16 protein-coding genes are annotated in these 19,593 nt (G+C 46.8%); 8 read left to right on the top strand and 8 right to left on the bottom strand.

Going from position 1 to position 19,593, the window contains the following annotated elements:
• Position 1: 1 nt before the first annotated feature.
• Positions 2-394, bottom strand: coding sequence for a SufE family protein (locus DN730_RS04615; RefSeq protein WP_115466943.1), 393 nt, complete (start codon positions 392-394; stop codon positions 2-4).
• A complete protein-coding gene (locus DN730_RS04610; RefSeq protein ID WP_115466942.1) occupies positions 387-1,604 on the bottom strand; it encodes an aminotransferase class V-fold PLP-dependent enzyme in 1,218 nt (405 codons plus the stop codon). The genes DN730_RS04615 and DN730_RS04610 overlap by 8 nt, the downstream gene beginning before the upstream one ends.
• A gap of 179 nt (positions 1,605-1,783) precedes the next feature.
• Between DN730_RS04610 and DN730_RS04605 the strand changes: the two genes are divergently transcribed.
• Both DN730_RS04605 and DN730_RS04600 read left to right on the top strand, forming a co-directional pair.
• Complete coding sequence (locus tag DN730_RS04605) at positions 1,784-3,352, top strand: aminotransferase-like domain-containing protein (protein WP_115466941.1); 1,569 nt, start codon at positions 1,784-1,786, stop codon at positions 3,350-3,352.
• 84 nt (positions 3,353-3,436) lie between these two features.
• The gene (locus tag DN730_RS04600) at positions 3,437-4,666 is read left to right on the top strand and encodes an aminotransferase class V-fold PLP-dependent enzyme (protein ID WP_115466940.1); all 1,230 of its coding nucleotides are present in this window, start codon (positions 3,437-3,439) and stop codon (positions 4,664-4,666) included.
• 8 nt (positions 4,667-4,674) lie between these two features.
• Here the strand turns inward: DN730_RS04600 and DN730_RS04595 are convergent, their stop codons facing one another.
• From DN730_RS04595 to DN730_RS04585, 3 genes are all read right to left on the bottom strand, one after another.
• Entirely contained in the window at positions 4,675-5,307 is a 633-nt protein-coding gene (locus DN730_RS04595; protein WP_115466939.1) for a DsbA family protein, read from the bottom strand.
• 141 nt (positions 5,308-5,448) lie between these two features.
• Positions 5,449-6,645, bottom strand: coding sequence for an amino acid aminotransferase (locus tag DN730_RS04590; RefSeq protein WP_115466938.1), 1,197 nt, complete (start codon positions 6,643-6,645; stop codon positions 5,449-5,451).
• A 262-nt stretch (positions 6,646-6,907) separates the two neighbouring features.
• A complete protein-coding gene (locus tag DN730_RS04585; protein WP_115466937.1) occupies positions 6,908-7,102 on the bottom strand; it encodes a PA3496 family putative envelope integrity protein in 195 nt (64 codons plus the stop codon).
• A 165-nt stretch (positions 7,103-7,267) separates the two neighbouring features.
• Here DN730_RS04585 and uvrD point away from each other — a divergent pair, with 165 nt between their 5' ends.
• A complete protein-coding gene (uvrD, locus tag DN730_RS04580) occupies positions 7,268-9,478 on the top strand; it encodes a DNA helicase II (protein ID WP_115466936.1) in 2,211 nt (736 codons plus the stop codon).
• A 500-nt stretch (positions 9,479-9,978) separates the two neighbouring features.
• On the opposite strand, the gene DN730_RS04575 is transcribed toward uvrD, so the two are convergent.
• Positions 9,979-10,881 (bottom strand): DUF808 domain-containing protein, encoded by a 903-nt coding sequence (locus DN730_RS04575; protein WP_115466935.1) that lies wholly within the window; start codon positions 10,879-10,881, stop codon positions 9,979-9,981.
• Between the two features lie 231 nt (positions 10,882-11,112).
• Here DN730_RS04575 and DN730_RS04570 point away from each other — a divergent pair, with 231 nt between their 5' ends.
• The 5 genes from DN730_RS04570 (at position 11,113) to DN730_RS04555 (ending at position 15,486) form a co-directional block, all read left to right on the top strand.
• The gene (locus DN730_RS04570; protein ID WP_115466934.1) at positions 11,113-11,592 is read left to right on the top strand and encodes a 2TM domain-containing protein; all 480 of its coding nucleotides are present in this window, start codon (positions 11,113-11,115) and stop codon (positions 11,590-11,592) included.
• Positions 11,593-11,620: 28 nt separating this feature from the next.
• A complete protein-coding gene (locus tag DN730_RS04565) occupies positions 11,621-12,673 on the top strand; it encodes a Gfo/Idh/MocA family oxidoreductase (RefSeq protein ID WP_115466933.1) in 1,053 nt (350 codons plus the stop codon).
• Positions 12,674-12,946: 273 nt separating this feature from the next.
• Positions 12,947-14,065 (top strand): TRAP transporter substrate-binding protein, encoded by a 1,119-nt coding sequence (locus tag DN730_RS04560; protein WP_115466932.1) that lies wholly within the window; start codon positions 12,947-12,949, stop codon positions 14,063-14,065.
• A gap of 188 nt (positions 14,066-14,253) precedes the next feature.
• Entirely contained in the window at positions 14,254-14,451 is a 198-nt protein-coding gene (locus DN730_RS19030; protein ID WP_147290559.1) for a hypothetical protein, read from the top strand.
• Positions 14,452-14,457: 6 nt separating this feature from the next.
• On the top strand, positions 14,458-15,486 hold the full coding sequence (locus DN730_RS04555; RefSeq protein ID WP_115466931.1) for a GGDEF domain-containing protein: 1,029 nt from the start codon (positions 14,458-14,460) through the stop codon (positions 15,484-15,486).
• Between the two features lie 118 nt (positions 15,487-15,604).
• Here the strand turns inward: DN730_RS04555 and DN730_RS04550 are convergent, their stop codons facing one another.
• A complete protein-coding gene (locus DN730_RS04550; protein WP_115466930.1) occupies positions 15,605-16,294 on the bottom strand; it encodes a 1-pyrroline-5-carboxylate dehydrogenase in 690 nt (229 codons plus the stop codon).
• 24 nt (positions 16,295-16,318) lie between these two features.
• Positions 16,319-19,441, bottom strand: a complete 3,123-nt coding sequence (putA, locus tag DN730_RS04545) for a bifunctional proline dehydrogenase/L-glutamate gamma-semialdehyde dehydrogenase PutA (protein ID WP_115466929.1) — start codon at positions 19,439-19,441, stop codon at positions 16,319-16,321.
• Between the last annotated feature and the right edge of the window lie 152 nt (positions 19,442-19,593).

Below are 19,593 nucleotides of genomic sequence, written 5' to 3'. Positions count from 1 at the left end.
CTTAGGACTGTATGTGCTGCAATATCCCCAGCACACCGTTCGTGCGCGAGCTAGTAAGATAGCTCGAAAGGTAAAACTCGCTTAGCTCAGCGATTAAGTCTCGTTGCTGTAGCTCGGCTTTGCTGTGGCCGTTTACAATACTTAAGATGACTACTAGCACACCGCGCATGAGCTTAGCATCACTGTCGGCTTGGAAGTTGCAGACACCGTTTTCTTGGTGCTCAATCAACCATACGGCGCTTTCACAGCCTTTGATCTTATTATCCTCGGTTTTCTCTGCATCGCTTAGGCGCTCTAGCTGTTTGCAAAGACTTACTAACTCTTTGAACGTTGCTTCTTTGCTGGTGCAAGCTTGCAGCTGTGCCTTAATGGCATCGCGGTTTAAATCAGTCATCACCTAAGATCTCAATGGCTTCCAGTAAAACATCACAGAAGCGGCGCGCTTCCGATAGGGTATTGTAGCAAGCAAAGGATGCTCGTAGGGTGCTGCTGACACCAAGCTGGGCCATTAGAGGGTGTGCACAGTGGCTGCCCGCGCGCACGGCTACCCCTTGGCTGTCTAAATAGCCATTTAAATCCATGGTATGAATACCCGGTACGCTGAGAGATACCACGGTCGTGTCGCTTGCTGGGGAGTAGATTTCAATGGCGGTGTTAAATTTCAATTCATCGTAGACGTAACGAGCCAGTTTTTGCTCCCATTCCAGCATTGCCTGACGGTCTTGCGCGGCGAAGTAATCACACGCTGCAGCGAGGCCTATGACACCTTCAATATGGGGGGTACCTGCCTCTAAGCGGTAAGGCAAAACGTTGAATTCAGTGCTGTTGTAGGTCACATGACGGACCATCTCTCCGCCAGTTTGGACGGGAGTGAGTACTTCTAAAGCGTGTGCTTTACCATAGAGTACACCGATACCTGTTGGGCCGTACATTTTATGACCCGAGAAGACATAGAAGTCGCAATCCAGCTCGGTCACATTAACGTCATAGTGAGCGACCGCTTGCGCGCCATCAACGAGTGTAAATGCTCCTACGGCTTTGGCTGCTGCCAGCATCTCTTCGAGTGGCGTTTTTACGCCAATAGCATTCGATATTTGGGTACAGGCAAATATGCGTGTGTGCTGGTTAAAGTAATGGGCGTATTCCGGCTCCCATTTTCCTGTTGATGTTAAGGGTAATACGCGTAAACGCGCTCCTGTGCGAAACGCTAGTTGTTGCCATGGGACGAGGTTTGCGTGGTGTTCAAGGCTGGTGATTAAAATTTCATCATCGGATGAAATACTCCATTCTAGACCATGGGCCACTTGGTTGATGGCCTCGGTGGTGCCTTTTGTCCAAATGACATGGCTGTTTTCGGGGGCATGAATGAAGCGCATGACCCTCTCGCGGGCATGTTCAAACTGGGCTGTAGCGCGATCACTGAGGTAATGGGCTCCACGGTGTACGTTGGCATTACTGGTAGTGTAGTAGGTCATAAGCGCGTCTAAGACCGCTTGTGGCTTTTGCGTTGTTGCAGCGTTGTCGAGATACACCAATGGATGTTCATTGGCGATGGTCGCTAAAATTGGGAACTCTTGCCGAATTTTTACTGCATCAAAAGTCATACGCCCCACACTGGTATGTTAGGTTTTAAATTTAGATTTATGAGCTAAATTGTACCTATAAATCGAGTTAGCTGCTGCAATAATGCGATATTCAGAGAATAATGAGCTTGTTATTTAAGTCTGATTCGCTATGGTTTCTAACAGAATATTGAAATTAATAAAATAAAGGTACAGTAGCCGTGGCTGACTTTCTTTACAAAGGTGTTGTTGATTGGTTTTTGGCTCAGATGAGTCAAGGTGAGCTGGCGCCTGGCGATAAAATGCCATCATTACGCAAATTAGCAAAGCAGTTAGAGCTAAGTCTGAATACCGTCATCCATGGTTACGAGCTTTTGGTAGAAGAAGGGTGGATAGAGTCTCGTCCTAAGTCTGGATATTTTGTTTGCCACAAAGTGACCTCGCGCGCCGCTCATGTGCTGGCTGGCGATGCCGTCTGCGAGTTTGCCGAGACAGGTCAAAAAGTTGCTTGGGCTGCTTTGTCACATCGTGCGGCATTGGTCGATCAAAGTGACGTATTTTTGAATCCGAGTCAGCGAACCGGAGAACCTGATTTACCAATTGTAGGAAAAGGTCATATCTCAGTTAGAGAAGCGGTAAGTGAGCACTTACGCAAAGTTGCCATATCGGTTCATCCATCTCATATTTGGCTCAGTCGCTCACCTTTAGCGCTTTTTACTCAAGCGATTCAGACTCTTACGCAGTCTGGCGACAACGTTTTAGTGATGACACCTTGTGACCCCCGCCTAACAGCCACCCTCATGAGCTTAGGGCGGCGTGTATTAACGCTCGCATCAGGCGAACATGGTGTCGATTTAGATGAAGTTGTGCGGTGTTTACGAGACGACCAGATTGCATTGGTGGTGTTACCAAGTCAGTTCTCATTCCCAACAGGAATTGAAATATCTAATCTGAGTTTACGCCGCTGGATGGCGATTCTAAAGCAGGTCAATATTCCCGCTATTGAATGGGATATGACATCACAATTAAGCTATAAAGCGTCGACGTTGATGACCTACAAGTCTTTGGACGAGCAAAATTTAGTGGTCTACATTGGCGGAGTGGAATCCAAAGGCGTGGATCGTAATGCAGCATGGTGCCTCATTGGCCAGTACAAGACTTTAGAAGGAGCTCTGTTAAGCGCAGACATCGCTTTGAGTGATCCGCAGCAACAGGCTTTGCTCGACGCCCTACAGCCGACTCAGAAGAATTCTTTAGTGCGTCGATCACGACAAATCTGGGCACTTGCTGAGCGCGCGAAAAGTATCATCGAGAAAGCATTAGACAATGCAATAAGCTTCGCACAGAGCAAAGGCGGGCTTGCTTTATGGGTACAGTTTGATGTTGCTCTAACCGAGCCTCAAACGACACAGCTGTTAGCGAAGCACCGCCATGGTGTCGTGCCGGGTCATTTGCTCTCGGCTCAACTAGATGCTGATAAATGGCTCGCCATCAATGTCACGTATGATCAATTAGAGGCTTTAGCGAGCTTGCTACGTGAATTTGTTGGAGGATCTAAGAAAACGGTTAATGCCCCATCCTTAGACGATTTAGATACGAATGATTTATCTGATGTGAGCGTAGAGGTTTTGGAAGCGAATGATGCGCTATCCGAGAAAGCTGCTGGTAACCTAGCGAGTGCTGAACTGGTCGAAAGTTCAAACGATGAACCCTCAACCCAACAAGAAAAAGCCTCTCAAGAGACGGTCTACAACCCGATGTTAGATTTAATTAACCATGATTTCGGTTAGTCTCTCTGGCTTAATAAATGACAATCGGTGCTGCTTTTCTATACTGTAAGCACAGACCGTTGATGTGATGAAGGAGTAGACAGTATGTCGGCATTGGATTTGCAATTTGTTCGATCGCAATTCCCTGCGTTTGATGAGCCAACGCTAGAAAATCAAGCATTTTTCGATAATGCGGGTGGCTCTTATGCGTGTCTACCTGTGATCGTACACCTCAATCGCTACTATCATCAAAGCAAGATTCAGCCCTACCACCTGCATCCGGTTTCACAAGAAGCGGGTAAGCAAATGGATGAATCGCATCAACGGTTGGCTGACTACCTGAATGTATCAGTGGACGAAGTTCATTTGGGCCCTTCTACCTCACAGAATACCTATGTACTGGCACAAGCGTTTGCCAATTTGTTAGTACTAGGCGATGAAATCATTGTTACCAACCAAGATCACGAAGCGAATATTGGTGTCTGGCGGCGTTTGAAGCAACACGGCATTGTGATTAAGGAGTGGCGAGTCGACTCGGTCACAGGGGAACTTGATCCAGCCGCACTTGATGACTTGATGACCGAAAAAACCAAATTACTCGCGTTTACTCACTGTTCGAACGTTGTCGCTCATATCAACCCCGTAGCCGAAATTTGTGCCAAGGCGAAGCAGGCCAATGTCTGGACGGTGGTTGATGGGGTTTCCTTCGCCGCACATGGCTTCCCCGATGTGACTGAACTCGGTGCAGATATCTATTTGTTTTCCTTATATAAAACCTACGGTACACACTTGGGCGTCATGGTTATTCGCGATGCGATGGCTGAATTGTTGGGTAATCAGGCGCATTATTTTAATGGTGATTTACGCCATAAATGGTTTGTTCCTGCGGGCCCCGATCATGCGCAAGTCGCCGCCAGTAGGGGAGTTATTGATTATTTCGATCGGCTTCACGATCATCATTTTGAAAAGACGTCCTCAGTGCAAGAGCGTGCGACACGTGTACGTCAGCTTTTGCATGATGCCGATTTGAACTTATTACCAGCATTGCTGGAATACGTATCAGAACACCCAAAGTTAACCTTGGTTGGCCCTGCCAATGCAAACCGACGCGCGGCAACTATTTCTGTATTACCAACAGATCAGACGCCCCAAGAGCTGGCAGCTAAATTAGTCAAGCAAGGTATCATATGTGGTGCGGGGCATTTCTACGCAGTTCGCTTATTAGAGGCGCTTGGGGTTAACCCTGATACTGGTGTGCTGCGTTTGTCGTTCGTACATTACACCAGTCAGGAGGATATTAATCGGCTCATTAATGCATTGGAAAAAGCGTTATAAAAAATGTGTTAACGCTCTTTTATGTGGTGTTCGATTATCTTAAGCATGGGCTTGTGATCATGGTAATTGATCGGGATGTGAGTAAGCTCTTCCCCAATTAAAAGGGCTAAAGAAGGAAAAGAATTGAGCGCTAGATGCCGCGCATTATCGACTTCTCTTTCCAGCAAAGCTTGTTCTTTGGTGTATGCCATAGATTTTAAGAAACCGTCGCGATTTAACCCTATGTGCTCTGCACAATCGGCCAATGTCGTAATATCGGACGGGTTGCGGGCCTCTGCGTAATAGGCCTTTTGAATGGCATAATTCATTTCCATTTCTAAATTACGATCACGAGCTACCAAGCAGGCACGACAAGCAGGGTAGGTAGATCTTCTTGGCGTACAATCGCGCCAGAAATCGAAATTAAAGTCAGTCCCAAGCTCAGTTTGAATACGGTGCCAAGTACTTTCCAGTCTGCCTTTCATTTCTTCTGACATGGGCTCATCTGAGTCCTTCGCTAAGCCACCGAGCATCGGCTGAATAACCAAGTCTTCACGATCAATGTGTTTCGCGAGTGCCTTTTGTAGCGCTGTCCAAGTTGGCCGAAATCCCCAGCACCAGCTGCACATTGGGTCATAACAATAGATCAATGTGGCGCTCATACATTACTCCTGAATAGCGTATTTTTTGAAAAATAGTTAATTAGGCTATCACGTTTGCGTGAAATACACAGTGCCATTGATACAACAAAAAGGGCCAGTGAGGTATCCCTCAACTGGCCCTTTAGGACAACCAATATGTGGTTAGTCTGCTAAGACTTTGGCAATGGCATCACACAGTGGTTCCATATTGTCTTTTGTCATACCTGCTACGCTGATACGGCCTGAACCTACAATATAGATACCGAATTCAGTACGTAGCTGCGCAACTTGATCGGGTGTTAAGCCTGAAAATGAGAACATTCCTTGCTGCTTAGAAATAAAGGAGAAGTCTTGTGTAACACCTTTGGCTCTCAGTGTATTAACGAACAGGCTGCGCATTTCGTGGATACGGGTACGCATTGCCTTAAGTTCCATTTCCCATAGGCTGCGCAAATGTTGATCTGTAAGAATCTCAGTTACAATCGCGGAACCGTGGGATGGTGGGTTCGAGTAGTTGGCACGAATACAGCGTTTAACTTGCGAAAATGCCGCATCCGCTTGCTCTGCTGACTCACAGACCACAGTCAATGCACCGACACGCTCGTTATACAGGCCGAAATTTTTTGAAAAAGAGTTAGCGATCAACATTTCTTGGACTTGGTTCAAAAACACACGCAAGCCTGTCGCATCTTCTTCCAAGCCTGATCCGAACCCTTGATAAGCAAAATCAAACAATGGCAAGAAGCCTTGCTTGCTGCAAAGTTTCGCTAACTGTGCCCATTGCTCGTTTGTAGGATCAATCCCCGTCGGGTTATGACAACAGCCGTGGAATAATACAACGTCGCCAGAGGGAACTTGTGACAGGCTAGCCAGCATTGCTTCAAAGTCCAATGACTTAGCCGTAGAGTCATAGTAGGCGTAGCTACCGACTTCTAAACCAACGGATTGAAAGATGGATTGATGGTTTGCCCAAGTCGGATTACTGACCCAAATGGTGGCTTCCGGCAGGTGTTTTTTAATGAATTCTGCGGCGATACGGAGTGCGCCAGTACCACCAGGTGATTGGGCGGTATGTGCTCGCTGCTTTGCGATGACTTCATGATCAGCGCCAAATAATAGTGTTTGAACGGCTTGGCGGTAGGCCTCTGTGCCTTCAATACTCAGGTAACTTTTGGTTTTCTCGTTCTCTACTAAACGCTCTTCAGCTTGTTTAACAGATTTTAGAATCGGTGTTGCACCGTTTTCGTCCTTAAATACGCCAACACCTAAATTGATTTTGTGTGGGTGTGGATCATTACGGTAAGCGTCATTTAAGCCGAGAATTGGATCGGCTGGAGCAACTTGGATATGTTCAAACATGTAGACTCCCCATAAGGGTTTAAGTGCTTTTTTTATTATAAGATGGACGTTTAAAAACCTGCGCTAATGGTACTCCAAGCTAGCAATCATCGCTACAAAAACAACGATAACCCTTGCTTAAAAGCAGGTTCTAATGGTGCATAGGACAAAAAAATACAGATAAATGAGGGGAAGGGCACCCTGCTTACGCGCGCATGATGCCGTAAGAATGAAATGTGCTAGTTTGAAGCGAATTCAAAGTAGCTTTTAGACAGCGTAGGAGTTAGTCGTCCCAGCCGTCAGAAATCGCTTGATTCAGGCGTTTTTCTTCAATGTAAGACTCAATAGCACGACGAGCTTTTAGCATGCGCGCGCTGTCTTCCTTTTGATTTCGTTCGTTTTCTTCCTTTTCCAAACTGATGGAAGCATGTAGTAATTCGGTTTTGACTTCAGCAATAATTTCCACTGGCGTACTCATCTTTTTTTCCTCTCGGTCCATTTCGACGACAGAAATGCACAGATCACTGTCATCGACAGGTGAAAAAAGTCAAAATAGACTGACATCAAGACTTCAGTTGTATAGAAAACGCAAACTGATCAAAAATCAACCTATTTTTAATGAATTTTTTATTGGCGGGCTCGAATGGACGTTTCTTTTATTCTCGATGCATTAAACGATAAGCAACGAGAAGCCGTGGCTGCACCGTTACAAAACAGCCTTGTGCTGGCAGGTGCTGGGTCAGGCAAAACACGAGTATTAGTGCACCGTATTGCGTGGCTGATGCATGCTTATGAATTGTCACCCTACAGTCTTATGGCAGTCACTTTTACCAACAAAGCCGCACGTGAAATGCAAGGGCGTATCGAAGAGCTGGTCGGTGTGCCACCCCAAGGTATGTGGGTCGGAACGTTTCATGGTCTGGCACATCGTTTACTGCGTGCTCACTGGCGTGATGCCGGTTTGAAAGAGAACTTTCAGATCATGGACAGTGACGACCAGCAGCGTTTGGTGAAGCGTATAATGCGTGAGCTCAGTATTGATGAAACCCGTTGGCCGCCAAAACAAGTTTGTTGGTTCATTAACGCTCAGAAAGACGAAGGTCGGCGCGCAGCACATGTGCCAGACAGCCATGATCCATTTTCTCGCGGTATGCGAGAGATGTATTACCACTATGAAGAAGCCTGCGAAAAGAATGGCTTACTGGATTTTGGTGAACTATTACTGCGGGCCCATGAGCTAATGCTGACAACTCCCGCCTTATTGAAACACTACCAACAGCGTTTTATGCATGTCTTGGTAGACGAGTTTCAAGATACCAATACCATTCAGTATGCATGGTTACGCTTGATGGTAGGGGAGAGCGGCACCATCACTGCGGTCGGTGATGACGATCAGTCTATTTACGGTTGGCGTGGCGCAAAGATTGAGAACATTCAGAATTTTCCTAAACATTTCAAAGATGTAACGACGATCCGTCTTGAACAAAACTATCGATCTACAGGGCATATTCTAAAAGCTGCCAATGGCCTGATCAGCAACAACGATGATCGCTTAGGTAAAGAGCTGTGGACCGATAGCGGAGAAGGCGAGCCAATTTCTGTCTATGCAGGATTTAATGAACAAGACGAAGCTCGATTCATTATCGACATCATAAAAAAATGGCGAGACGATGGTTCTGCACTGAAAGACATGGCGATTCTTTACCGTTCAAATGCCCAGTCGCGGGTGATTGAGGAATGCCTTGTAAGGGAACAGATTGCTTATCGAATTTATGGTGGACACAGATTCTATGACCGTTTAGAGATTAAAAATGCATTAGCTTACGCTCGTTTAGCCATTGATCCGAACGACGATGGGGCGATCGAGCGTGTGATCAATGTTCCGACGCGAGGCATTGGTGAGCGCAGTATCGGTACGATTCGAGAGATGGCGCGGGATCAAGGCTGCTCTATGTGGCAAGCGGCAGAGCAAATTGTGACCCATAGTTTGTTGCCAGCGCGTGCTTCCAATGCAATTAAAGGTTTCATGCAGCTTATTCAAGGCATGGCAGCAACACTGCAGAACCCCGATCTTGGGTTAGGGGATATCTTTGATCAAATTATCGCTGAGGCGGGTTTGATTCCTTATCATGAGAAGGAGAAAGGGGAGAAAGGCGAGGCTCGGGTCGAAAACTTAAAAGAGCTAGTTAATGCCGCCAGTGGCTTTAATTGGCTCGATACGGATGAAGAATTCAGCTCGCCGATGATGGCGTTTTTAGACCAAGCCGTTTTGGATGCAGGGGAAGCGCAAGCGGATGAGTACCAAGATTCCGTGCAACTTATGACCTTGCATTCGGCAAAAGGCTTAGAGTTTCCATTGGTATTTTTAACCGGCGTTGAAGAAAACCTATTCCCCAGTCGTATGTCCTTTGAAGAACCCGGGCGGCTCGAAGAAGAGCGTCGTCTTTGTTATGTCGGTATCACCCGTGCAATGCAAAAACTGTACATTACTTATGCAGAATCTCGTCGTCTGTATGGTTCTGAGTCGTTTAATAGCCCATCACGCTTTATTCGTGAAATACCAGAAGAATGCTTGGAGGAAGTAAGGTTACGCTCTCAAGTAGCCCGACCGGTATCGTTACAGCGACCTGACTACTCATCGTCGGTACAAAAGCAGAATCAGAAAATTCTACAAGGTCATCAAGTCCCCGAGACCAATATCTCCATGGGCGATCGTGTGAAGCATTCGATTTTTGGCGAAGGGTTAGTGATTAACTACGAAGGTCAGGGGCCTCAGGCTCGTGTGCAGGTCAATTTTGATGACGCTGGCACCAAGTGGTTGGTGTTGTCGTTTGCTAAGTTGGAAGTCTTGTAGCGTTGGATTTTGCTAGTTAGTCACTCACTCACGGTAGTGGGTGGCCTCTTCCCGTTACCTGATTTGCTTGCGCATTGTCTTGCTTCGTTCCTCAGCTGCGACACGTCAGCGCAAATCAGGCAAACGGGAAGTGCTTAATAAAAGGAGTTAGGTAATGACAACGTCAGTCGAAGTTACAGAAAAGCTTGGAATTCTTTGCAGTCAACATGCGTCAATCTCAGTAGCTCCATTTTTTCATGGAGAGTACGACCGACAAGGAAAATTGATACTTTAAATTATAAAAGAGGTAGATCTTTTACATCAGAAGCTTTGTTTAGAAAAAAGTTCGAATCTAATTAGGGTGGGTCTTGTGTTTGATTTGCGCCTCTACCGCTTCTTGGCATCCATGCCATCGCGGTATTCAAACGTCCCTGTAATTTGCGTCGGTGTCGAGGAACGAGACGAGACAGGCGTAAGCAAATTGAATACAAGAGTCAGACCATCTGCAAAACGAGCAGATCCTAAGAGCGAGCCTTCGACACCAAAGGCCCTACCATATATTCCCACGCTAGATATACCAAGGCGCCAGCCAATAAACCAATCCCAAAGTTAATCAGCATGGGCACTAAGCCTGAAACAACCGCTTCGAGTGCGGGAGGTAGGGATTCCAATGGTGCTTCAATATGCGGTAAGGCGTGGGCGATGATGCCACCACCGACTAGGAACATCGCGATGGTGCCAACAATAGACAGTGTTTTCATGAGCTTGGGTGCGAAGGTCACTAGCCCCATGCCCATTGTGTTGAGTAAACCGCTTTGGTGCTTTTTACTAAGATAAAGCCCTAGGTCATCGAGTTTTACAATTCCTGCGACGAGGGCGTAAACCCCTGCGGTCATAACGATGGCAATTAAGGAGACGACTAATACTTGGCTTATGAATGCAGCGGTCTGAACTGTTCCCAATGCAATCACAACGATTTCAGCGGAAAGGATAAAATCGGTACGTATGGCGCCTTTGATTTTAGTCTGTTCGTAGGTCACTAAATCTGTACCCTCTGGTAAGTTTAGCTGTGAACTGTGCTCTTTTTTATGAGTTAAGCTGTGTAGAATTTTCTCAAAGCCTTCAAAGCAAAGGTACAAACCACCGATCATGAGTAAAGGCGTTATCAGCCAAGGTGCATACGCAGAGATCAATAACGCGAGGGGCACCAGAATCAGTTTGTTGAGAAAGGAGCCTTTTGCGACCGCCCACACCACAGGTAACTCGCGATCTGCGCTGACCCCAGATACTTGTTGTGCATTAAGTGCTAAATCGTCGCCGAGTACCGCGCCAGTTTTTTTAGCAGCGACTTTGGACATTAACGCGATGTCGTCTAATAATGTGGCGATGTCATCAAGCAGCGCGAGTAAGTTAGTGCCTGCCATCTTTAATTCCCTCTATTAATCTATTCGGACGTACAGCAGACTTAATTGTATAGTGCTATGGTAAAGACGAATGTGTTTATAAAAAGTTATTTTTAGTCTAACCAAGATACAAAAATTTCCCGCTAACATATTGAAAAATAAGGACTGTCAGTAAAGTGTCAGGTATCTTTCGTGAGCATTTTGACGCGCAGCTGTTAGTTTCATAGCTCAAACAGTGACAAGGATTTAGGGATGAGAATCAAAAAGCTTAGGTTACAGCGAGGTTGGTCTCAGGACCAGCTTTCACAATTGAGTGGGCTGAGTGTCCGTACGATTCAGCGAATCGAAAGTGGGCAAAAAGCGGGTTTGGAATCTCTAAAAGCGTTGGCTGCTGTATTTGAAACAACAGTGTCAAACTTGCAAGGGGAATCCGACATGACAACAAGTGACAATCAAACGCATAAAGTCGATATTGAAGAGCGCTTAGCATTTGCTCGCGTTAAACGGATCAAGGGGTTTTATAAGCATCTGATACAATACGCGGTAGTGATACCTGTATTATTTACGATAAATTTGATGACTAATCCTGATTATATTTGGGCGTTCTGGCCACTATTAGGTTGGGGCTTAGGTCTGATGTTCCACGGATTGACGACCTTTGAGCTCATTAAACTGTTCGGTCCTAGCTGGGAGAAGCGTCAGGTTGAAAAGTACTTGGGAAGAAAGTTATAAATACTTATTAATTTTGATGGAGTGAGGCATGACAATTCGGGTTGGCCTAGTGGGTTATGGTTTGTCTGGTCGGGTGTTTCATGCACCATTTATTGCTAAGCAAGCTGGCATGACGTTATCTCGAGTATGCTCTTCTCAGCGTGATACCGTGTTGGCACATTGGCCTGATGTAGATGTTACGGCTGATGCAGATGCGTTGTTAACCGCTGATGATATTGATTTAGTAGTGATCACCACGCCCAATGCATTGCACTACCCACAAGCAAAATTAGCATTGGAATCTGGCAAGCATGTGGTGCTTGAGAAGCCATCTGTGACACAGTTAGATCAAATTGAAGCGTTGTGTCGCTTAGCGCAGCAGCAGGGCAAAGTCTTCACGGTGTATCAAAATCGGCGTTTTGATGGCGACTTTTTACGTCTTAAATCACTTGTTGAGTCGGGTGAATTGGGTAAATTGAAGCACTTAGACAGCCGCTTTGACAGGTTTCGTCCTGTGGCGCAAAACCGCTGGAGAGAGCAGCCTGGTATCGGCTCTGGGATTTTTTGGGATCTAGGTCCACATCTTATGGATCAGATGCTGGTTCTCATGGGAACGCCGGATTGGATTCATGCGAGTGTGGATAGTTTGCGAGAAGGCAGTCAGGCTCATGATTGGTTTGAGTTAGAGCTTGGCTATGGCAAGACACGAGTGCGGCTTGGCGCCACTCTTTTTGAAGCTGGCGAGATGCGTCGCTTTAACGCGCGCTTTACCGATGGCGCTTGGCAGTGTTTTGGCTTAGATGCTCAGGAAGATGCGTTACGAGCGGGTGAACAACCGGATCAGGAAAACTATGCCGCTAAGCGCCAGAGAAGTGTTGTTTATTCGGCAGCCACCCAGGATGATATTCACGCTAGTGAAGAGCACATTGCGGCTGGTCAGTATCTGAACTATTACCAACAACTAACGGATGCTGTGCTTAATAATGGCCCTGCTCCGGTGTCGTTACGTCAAGCCTGTGAACTGGTTTATGCAATGGCGCTAGCGATGGAGTCTGCAGACAGTGGTGCGCGTCAACGTTGGCAGTACCGATCACCATTTTAATTCATTGAATTACTACTCACGGGAACGGATGGTTTGAGACCGCTCGTGATACAGTGTGAAACCATGATTAGCCCCGTTGCCATTAAGCCTCGGGGCTTTTTTGTAGCGATTAGTGGTAGGAGTGTTGAGATCGACACAGTCACGGCTTAGTATCGTGTTTACCCGCTGGGTAATGACGGTCTACAGCGATGTGGAGACAAGAAACGCTTAGTGTGATCTCAGTAATGAAGTGATAAAAACAATAATGTGAAAGGTCTTTTGAGGGATAAAATAATGATAAATGCGAAATCGTGGAGCAAGTGGATGCTTGCAGGCGTCACCGCGGCATCTTTAGTTGCTTGCGGGGGAGATAAAGAAGAACAGAATAACGCAGCGATGGCTGAAGCGGCAAAACCAGAGACGATCGAATGGAAAATGGTAACTACTTGGCCAAAGAACTTTCCTGGATTGGGCACGGGTGCTGAACATCTTGCTAGCAACATTACCGAAATGTCCGGTGGACGCTTAAAAGTGAAAGTGTACGCAGCGGGTGAACTGGTTCCGCCGTTGGAAGTGTTTGATGCGGTATCCCGAGGTACGGCACAAATGGGACACGGTGCGGCGTATTATTGGAAAGGTAAAGCGCCCGCCGCTCAGTTTTTCACTGCGGTACCTTTTGGTATGACGGCACAAGAAATTAACTCATGGATTTACCACGGTGGTGGTATGGCCTTGTGGGAAGAAGTGTACGAACCATTCAACCTAAAACCGCTTACAGCAGGTAATACTGGTGTACAGATGGGCGGCTGGTTTAATAAAGAAATTAACGCTTTAGATGACTTTAAAGGTCTGAAAATGCGTATCCCTGGTTTAGGTGGGGAAGTACTGGGCAAATTGGGTGGATCACCCATTAACCTACCTGGTGGTGAGATCTTCACTGCATTACAGACCGGTACGATTGATGCGACAGAATGGGTAGGGCCATACAACGACCTAGCATTTGGTCTATACAAAGCGGCGAAGTACTACTATTACCCAGGCTGGCATGAGCCAGGTTCTGCGATGGAGCTGTTGGTCAACAAAACTGCGTTTGAAGCGCTGCCAAAGGATCTGCAAGCAATCGTTCGTTCTGCGGCGCGTGAAGCGACCCAAGATATGCTAGATGAATTCACAGCGCTGAATAACGATGCGCTGCAAACACTTGTGAATGAGCATAATGTTGATTTGCGACCCTTCCCTGACGACGTATTGAAAGCCTTGAAACAGGCCTCACAAGAGACGTTGGAAGAAGTGGCAGCGAACGATGAGATGAGTAAAAAAGTTTATGAATCGTTTAAAGCATTCTTAAACAAAGTATCAGCATGGCATGAAGTGTCTGAGCGCGCTTACATCAACGCGCGTGATGGCGAATAACAGTTAGCCTCTAACTAGATGGTTAAAAACCCACGTAAGGTAAAACCTACGTGGGTTTTTTTATGTTTAGAAGGTACTGTGATAATAAAGTGCTGATTTAAATAGTCATTGTGGTGTGTTTTCGTTGATGTATGCTATCGCACTGACTAAAATTTACACAAACTCATATTAGTTAAGACTGAATTACAATGGCTGTATTTACCGTGTATTACTCGGATGCCTGTTCTTCATGGAAGGAGTCGTTGGCGCACTTAATGAAGGATGCGCATTGGCCTACCGAGTGGGCTCCGGTATCTCATCTGCAAGATTGTCCTGTAGGCTCGATTGTACTAATGGCCGCTGAGGATTTGTTGGAGGCGGAAACACCTTACATTGGAAGCCGCTAAACCTTGATGTTGGTTGAAAGTTGGAGCTTACAAGACTCTATTAAATGGACTGAGCTGGGTGCTCAGCAGAGTCTACCGATCACCGCAACCGAGACTATCGCAGCGTGGTTAGTTGCGCAGTTTGCTCAGCGTGATGTTGCAAAGTTATCTGACAAAGAATCTGAACACATGTTGCAGACCGTGATTGATGCGATTCCAGTGCCAATCTTTTTTAAAGATGAGCTGCATATTTATCGTGGTTGCAACAAGGCGTTTAATACTTTTCTTGGTTTACCCGCTGATAAGGTTATTGGGCATTCGGTTTATGATGTAGCGCCGAAAGAGTTGGCCGACATTTATTACCAAGCTGACTGCAAGTTACTGGCTCAAGGTAATAAGCAGGTATATGAAACACAGGTAAAATCAGAAACTGGTGAAACGTTCGAAATAGAGTTTAATAAAGCTGTTTTTTATAAGAGAAACGGTCATAAAGGCGGTCAGGTGGGTGTCATGCTAAACATCACAGAGCGTAACCAACTGATGCGTCAATTGGAGCGGGCTAGCCTGACGGATCCTTTGACGGGTGTTAGTAACCGACGTGAATTCGATAAGTTGGTTCGCCTTGCGCGCCAAAACTCCCAGAAGAGCGACTCGCCTGTCAGCTTACTTATTTTGGATTTAGACCACTTTAAAAATATCAATGATGTCCACGGTCACGACGGTGGAGATCAAGCGTTGCAGTTTGTGGTTCAAAAATTGTTAGCTGTATTACCTGAATATGCCCATTTATTTCGCATCGGTGGCGAAGAGTTTTATATTTTGATGGAACAAACGGATGAGAAACAAGCACAGCAGTACGCCGAGTACATTCGAAATTACTTGCCTACTCAATCGCTGATTCTTAAAGGTGCTCACTTGAGCATGACGATGTCTATAGGGGTAATCGAGATCAAAGTTGGCTGCGCACTTGATGGTATATTAAAGCGCGTCGATCAAGCGTTGTATCAAGCCAAAAGTCAGGGGCGTAACAAGGTATGTTTAGCGCGCGAAGCGTAATTAAAAAAGCCCTCTGTTAGGGAGGAGAGGGCGTAAAGCTGAGCCTAATGCGAGGTACATAGGCTCTAAAACAAGTGGGTCAGATGGCATACGTCCGACCCACACGGAACAATAGTGACTACTCTTCCTTACTACCAAGCTCCAGTAAGGTAGCATTACCACCAATCGCGGTCGTGTTATTGCTGACAGTCTGCTCGGTCACAAAGCGCAAAATGTAATGGGGCGCTCCAATGACAGGGAGAGCATCCACATCATTTTCTTCTACCAACTGGCACAACAATCCTGATTTATTTGCCAGCTTCAAGTACAAGGCTTGTGCATGATCCGCGTCGCAAAGGGTTGCAATGCCTGCTAAGTCTTCGGCGGCAACGATGGATTCTTCCGCAGATGTAGCCACATTCTGAATGACTCCTTCCGCTACGAATGGGGCAATTTTATCCATGATTGTTTGGCCTTCTTGGCCTACTGTGATCACTGGGTTGCCTGCAACCAAGGCAGCAAAGGTCTGCCCCACCAATGCTACAAGAGCGCTATCGCTCGTGAAGCTATCTTGCGCAGTGATTAAAAAAGCACCTCGACCATGGGTAGAGAGAACGTTGCTTTCACCTGTGGGCCCAGGTAATACGACGGCTTCACCAATTTCGTGACGTGCATTATCGAGTTGCCATTGTGCCATGCTTGCTTGAGCGCCAGAAAATTTGCTCACGGCATTTTCCAGTAGTTCAGCACGACCTTGTACACCAAGACTGTTCCAAGCTTCTAACGCATTATTAGCCGCTTGAATTTGAATAGGTTTTACGATTGTCATTATCTTGTCTCCTGTGACTACCGGTTAAACGAGCTGCTCTTTGGCAAAACGTGGTAGGTAGTGTGGACCACCCGCTTTTGGACCTGTGCCCGATAAGCCTTGCCCCCCAAAAGGTTGAACGCCAACCACCGCACCAACTTGGTCGCGGTTAATGTAAAGGTTACCGACACGAGCACGTTGCGCGATACGAGCACACGTTGTTTCGTTACGGCTATGAACCCCCATCGTGAGGCCGAAACCAGAGTTGTTGATGGTGTCGATGACTTTATCTAGGTCTTTCGCTTTGTAACGAACCACGTGCATGATAGGACCGAATTTTTCATCTTTGAGTTGGTCAATGCTGCTAATCTCAAATGCCGTTGGCGCGACAAACGTACCTTTGTCTGCCCACTCAGGTAGAGCCGATTGAGCAATGAGTTTGCCTTCTTTCTTCATCACTTCGATGTGCTCTAACAACATGGTTTGGGCTTTTTCATCGATGACTGGGCCCACATCGGTTGAGTGAAGGTAGGGTAGACCAACGGTCTGTTCCTTCATTGCGCCAGCAATCATTGGAATGACACGATCGGCAATGTCCGCTTGAACGAACAGAACACGTAATGCTGAACAGCGTTGACCCGCTGATGCAAAAGCAGAGCGAACTGCATCACGGACGACTTGCTCTGGTAGAGAAGTTGAGTCAATCAGCATGGCGTTTTGGCCACCTGTTTCAGCAATCACAGGTACAGGTGCGACGCCACGACTTGCGAGGGTGCGGTTGATCAATTGTGCTGTCCCTGTTGAGCCAGTGAAAGCAAGACCTGCAATGCGCTTATTCTGGGTCATTGGCGCACCGATGGTAGAACCATTACCTGGTAAGAAATGGAGGGCTTCGCCAGGAACGCCTGCTTGATGCAGCATTTGTACTGCACGGTAAGCGATCAAAGACGTTTGCTCGGCTGCCTTACAGACGACGGTGTTACCTGCCGCTAATGCCGCCACAACTTGACCAGTAAAGATTGCTAGAGGGAAGTTCCAAGGACTAATACAAGCAAAGACACCGCGCCCAGTTAGCTGCACGCTTTGCTCTTTGCCAAGGTAGTTTTTGTAGGTAATAGGCGCAGCAAAGTTTTGACGAACTTGCTGTGCGTAATAGTTACAGAAATCCACCGCTTCACGGACTTCATCAATGCTGTCTTGAATGGTTTTACCCGCTTCTCGGTGACAAATAGCGACTAATTCCGCGTAGTTCTCTTCCATCAACTCCGCCATACGCTCAAGACAAGCGGCGCGTTCTGTGGCGGGTGTGTTAGACCAAGTTGGGTAGGCTGCATCAGCGATTTCGATCGCTTGATCGACGATGTCTTTTGTCCCCCAGTGAACTTTACCCACTGCTAGGCTGTGATCATATGGGCTGTTTACGTCACGAATGCTATCTGTTTCTAGATTTTTACCACCGACGATAGGATATGCTGTCCACTGGGTGTCTTGGCCCATGAAGGCATCTACCGACGCTTTGAACGGTTTCCACTCGGATTCGATTTCAATGTTTGGTCCATAAGAGTTCTTACGGTCAGCAAACATGTCTTTCGGTAAATTAATAAATGGATTGCCGAGCGTTTTACGGCTCTTTAGAGTCGTCACTGGGTGATGCGTTAGCTCTTCCACTGGGTGGCTGGCATCGACCAAACGGTGTACGAAGGAACTGTTGGCACCATTTTCAAGCAATCGGCGAACGAGGTAAGGAAGTAGATCCTTATGGCTACCGACAGGTGCGTAAATACGTACACAGACGTCTTTGTCTTTGATTAGGCGGTTGTACAGGGCATCGCCCATACCGTGCAAGCGTTGGAATTCGTATTCGTTCGTGGTTGCGCCAAGGTTTTCCGCAATGGTCGCTATGGTCGCGATTGTGTGGGCGTTGTGGCTTGCGAACTGTGGGAAAATCCATTCACGTGTGTGTGAGCTCAAAAGGAATTGCGCGCACGCAAGGTAAGACACGTCAGTGGCTTCTTTGCGTGTGTACACAGGGTAGCCGCTTAAGCCGCGTTGCTGACACAGTTTAATCTCAGAATCCCAGTATGCGCCTTTTACGAGACGTAGCGGGATGCGATCCCCGACATCCTTTGCTAACGCAGCAAGCCAGTTTAATACGGGTAGACAGCGTTTGGAGTACGCTTGTACAACAAGACCAAATAAGCCCCAGCCTTTGGTGACGTCATCACGGAACAGTTTTTCGAATAAGTGTAGTGACAACTCCAAGCGATCGGCTTCTTCGGCGTCAATGGTGATACCGACATTCAGCTCACGCGCTTTTGCGATAAGACCTTTTACGCTTTCGAACAGCTCTGTCATCACACGTTCTTCACAGCCCACTTCGTAACGTGGGTGCAGAGCAGACAATTTGATCGAGATGGTCGGACGGTGGCCTTTGCTGTAGGTGTCTTTGCCAACAGATTCAATGGCTTGCTCATAGGATTTTAAGTATTTGTCGGCGTCGGAAGCGGTTAGAGCGGCTTCACCAAGCATATCGAATGAGTAAGTGTAGCCTTTGTCACGGTAGCTCTTACCGCGTGAAAGTGCTTCGCTGATGGAGCGTCCAAGGACAAATTGATGCCCCATGATTTTCATGGCTTGGTTCATCGCTTTGCGAATCACAGGCTCAGAGACTCGATTGACCATACGGTTCACAAGGTTGGCTGGTTTGCCATCTTTGGTTTCGTCCATAGTGACGATTTTACCAGTTAGCAAAAGTCCCCAAGTGGACGCGTTCACGAAAAACGAATCGGAGTTTTTCGCGTGTGATGCCCAATCGGCAACGCTCAAGCGGTCTTTGATAAACGCATCTGCTGTTTCTTTATCGGGAACACGCATCAGTGCTTCGGCCAAGCACATTAGCAAAATACCTTCTTTGGTATCTAGGCTGTATTCCAGCAGTAGAGAGTCAATCATCGACATGGATGTATCGTCTTTACGTACTTCTTGGATCAGTGTTGTCGCGGCATCCGTACTCGCTTTAAGTTGTGCGTCTGTTGGTTCTGCAAGCTTCAGTAGTTCAGACAACCACTGTTCCTCATTCACACTGTAAAGTGGCGAAATGCGTTGCCATAATTCATTCAGAGGACGCTCAAGAATGGTTGGTTCTAAAACCTCTAGTGCGTTAAACATAGTCGGATTCTCCCACGACAACCGAAAGACACTGCTTCCGTATTAAACCGTTTGAATAGTTTTCGAAAATGTGACCTTAAGTGTTGCAAAGACTTGTCAAAACTCAAGGCGTGCATTTCCACATCATGGGAGCACTATAGTGACAGGAGGGG

This window comes from Marinomonas piezotolerans (genome assembly GCF_003362755.1).
Taxonomy (GTDB): Bacteria; Pseudomonadota; Gammaproteobacteria; order Pseudomonadales; family Marinomonadaceae; genus Marinomonas; species Marinomonas piezotolerans.
Note: the sequence above shows the minus strand (reverse complement) of the source record. Positions and strands in the feature narration are given on the sequence as shown.

Excerpts from the sequence above, each read along its gene's own strand:
- DN730_RS04615 (WP_115466943.1), bottom strand. The coding sequence starts at position 394 with ATGACTGATTTAAACCGCGATGCCATTAAGGCACAGCTGCAAGCTTGC.
- DN730_RS04610 (WP_115466942.1), bottom strand. The coding sequence starts at position 1,604 with ATGACTTTTGATGCAGTAAAAATTCGGCAAGAGTTCCCAATTTTAGCG.
- DN730_RS04600 (WP_115466940.1), top strand. The coding sequence starts at position 3,437 with ATGTCGGCATTGGATTTGCAATTTGTTCGATCGCAATTCCCTGCGTTT.
- DN730_RS04595 (WP_115466939.1), bottom strand. The coding sequence starts at position 5,307 with ATGAGCGCCACATTGATCTATTGTTATGACCCAATGTGCAGCTGGTGC.
- DN730_RS04590 (WP_115466938.1), bottom strand. The coding sequence starts at position 6,645 with ATGTTTGAACATATCCAAGTTGCTCCAGCCGATCCAATTCTCGGCTTA.
- DN730_RS04585 (WP_115466937.1), bottom strand. The coding sequence starts at position 7,102 with ATGAGTACGCCAGTGGAAATTATTGCTGAAGTCAAAACCGAATTACTA.
- uvrD (WP_115466936.1), top strand. The coding sequence starts at position 7,268 with ATGGACGTTTCTTTTATTCTCGATGCATTAAACGATAAGCAACGAGAA.
- DN730_RS04575 (WP_115466935.1), bottom strand. The coding sequence starts at position 10,881 with ATGGCAGGCACTAACTTACTCGCGCTGCTTGATGACATCGCCACATTA.
- DN730_RS04570 (WP_115466934.1), top strand. The coding sequence starts at position 11,113 with ATGAGAATCAAAAAGCTTAGGTTACAGCGAGGTTGGTCTCAGGACCAG.
- DN730_RS04565 (WP_115466933.1), top strand. The coding sequence starts at position 11,621 with ATGACAATTCGGGTTGGCCTAGTGGGTTATGGTTTGTCTGGTCGGGTG.
- DN730_RS04560 (WP_115466932.1), top strand. The coding sequence starts at position 12,947 with ATGATAAATGCGAAATCGTGGAGCAAGTGGATGCTTGCAGGCGTCACC.
- DN730_RS19030 (WP_147290559.1), top strand. The coding sequence starts at position 14,254 with ATGGCTGTATTTACCGTGTATTACTCGGATGCCTGTTCTTCATGGAAG.
- DN730_RS04555 (WP_115466931.1), top strand. The coding sequence starts at position 14,458 with ATGTTGGTTGAAAGTTGGAGCTTACAAGACTCTATTAAATGGACTGAG.
- DN730_RS04550 (WP_115466930.1), bottom strand. The coding sequence starts at position 16,294 with ATGACAATCGTAAAACCTATTCAAATTCAAGCGGCTAATAATGCGTTA.
- putA (WP_115466929.1), bottom strand. The coding sequence starts at position 19,441 with ATGTTTAACGCACTAGAGGTTTTAGAACCAACCATTCTTGAGCGTCCT.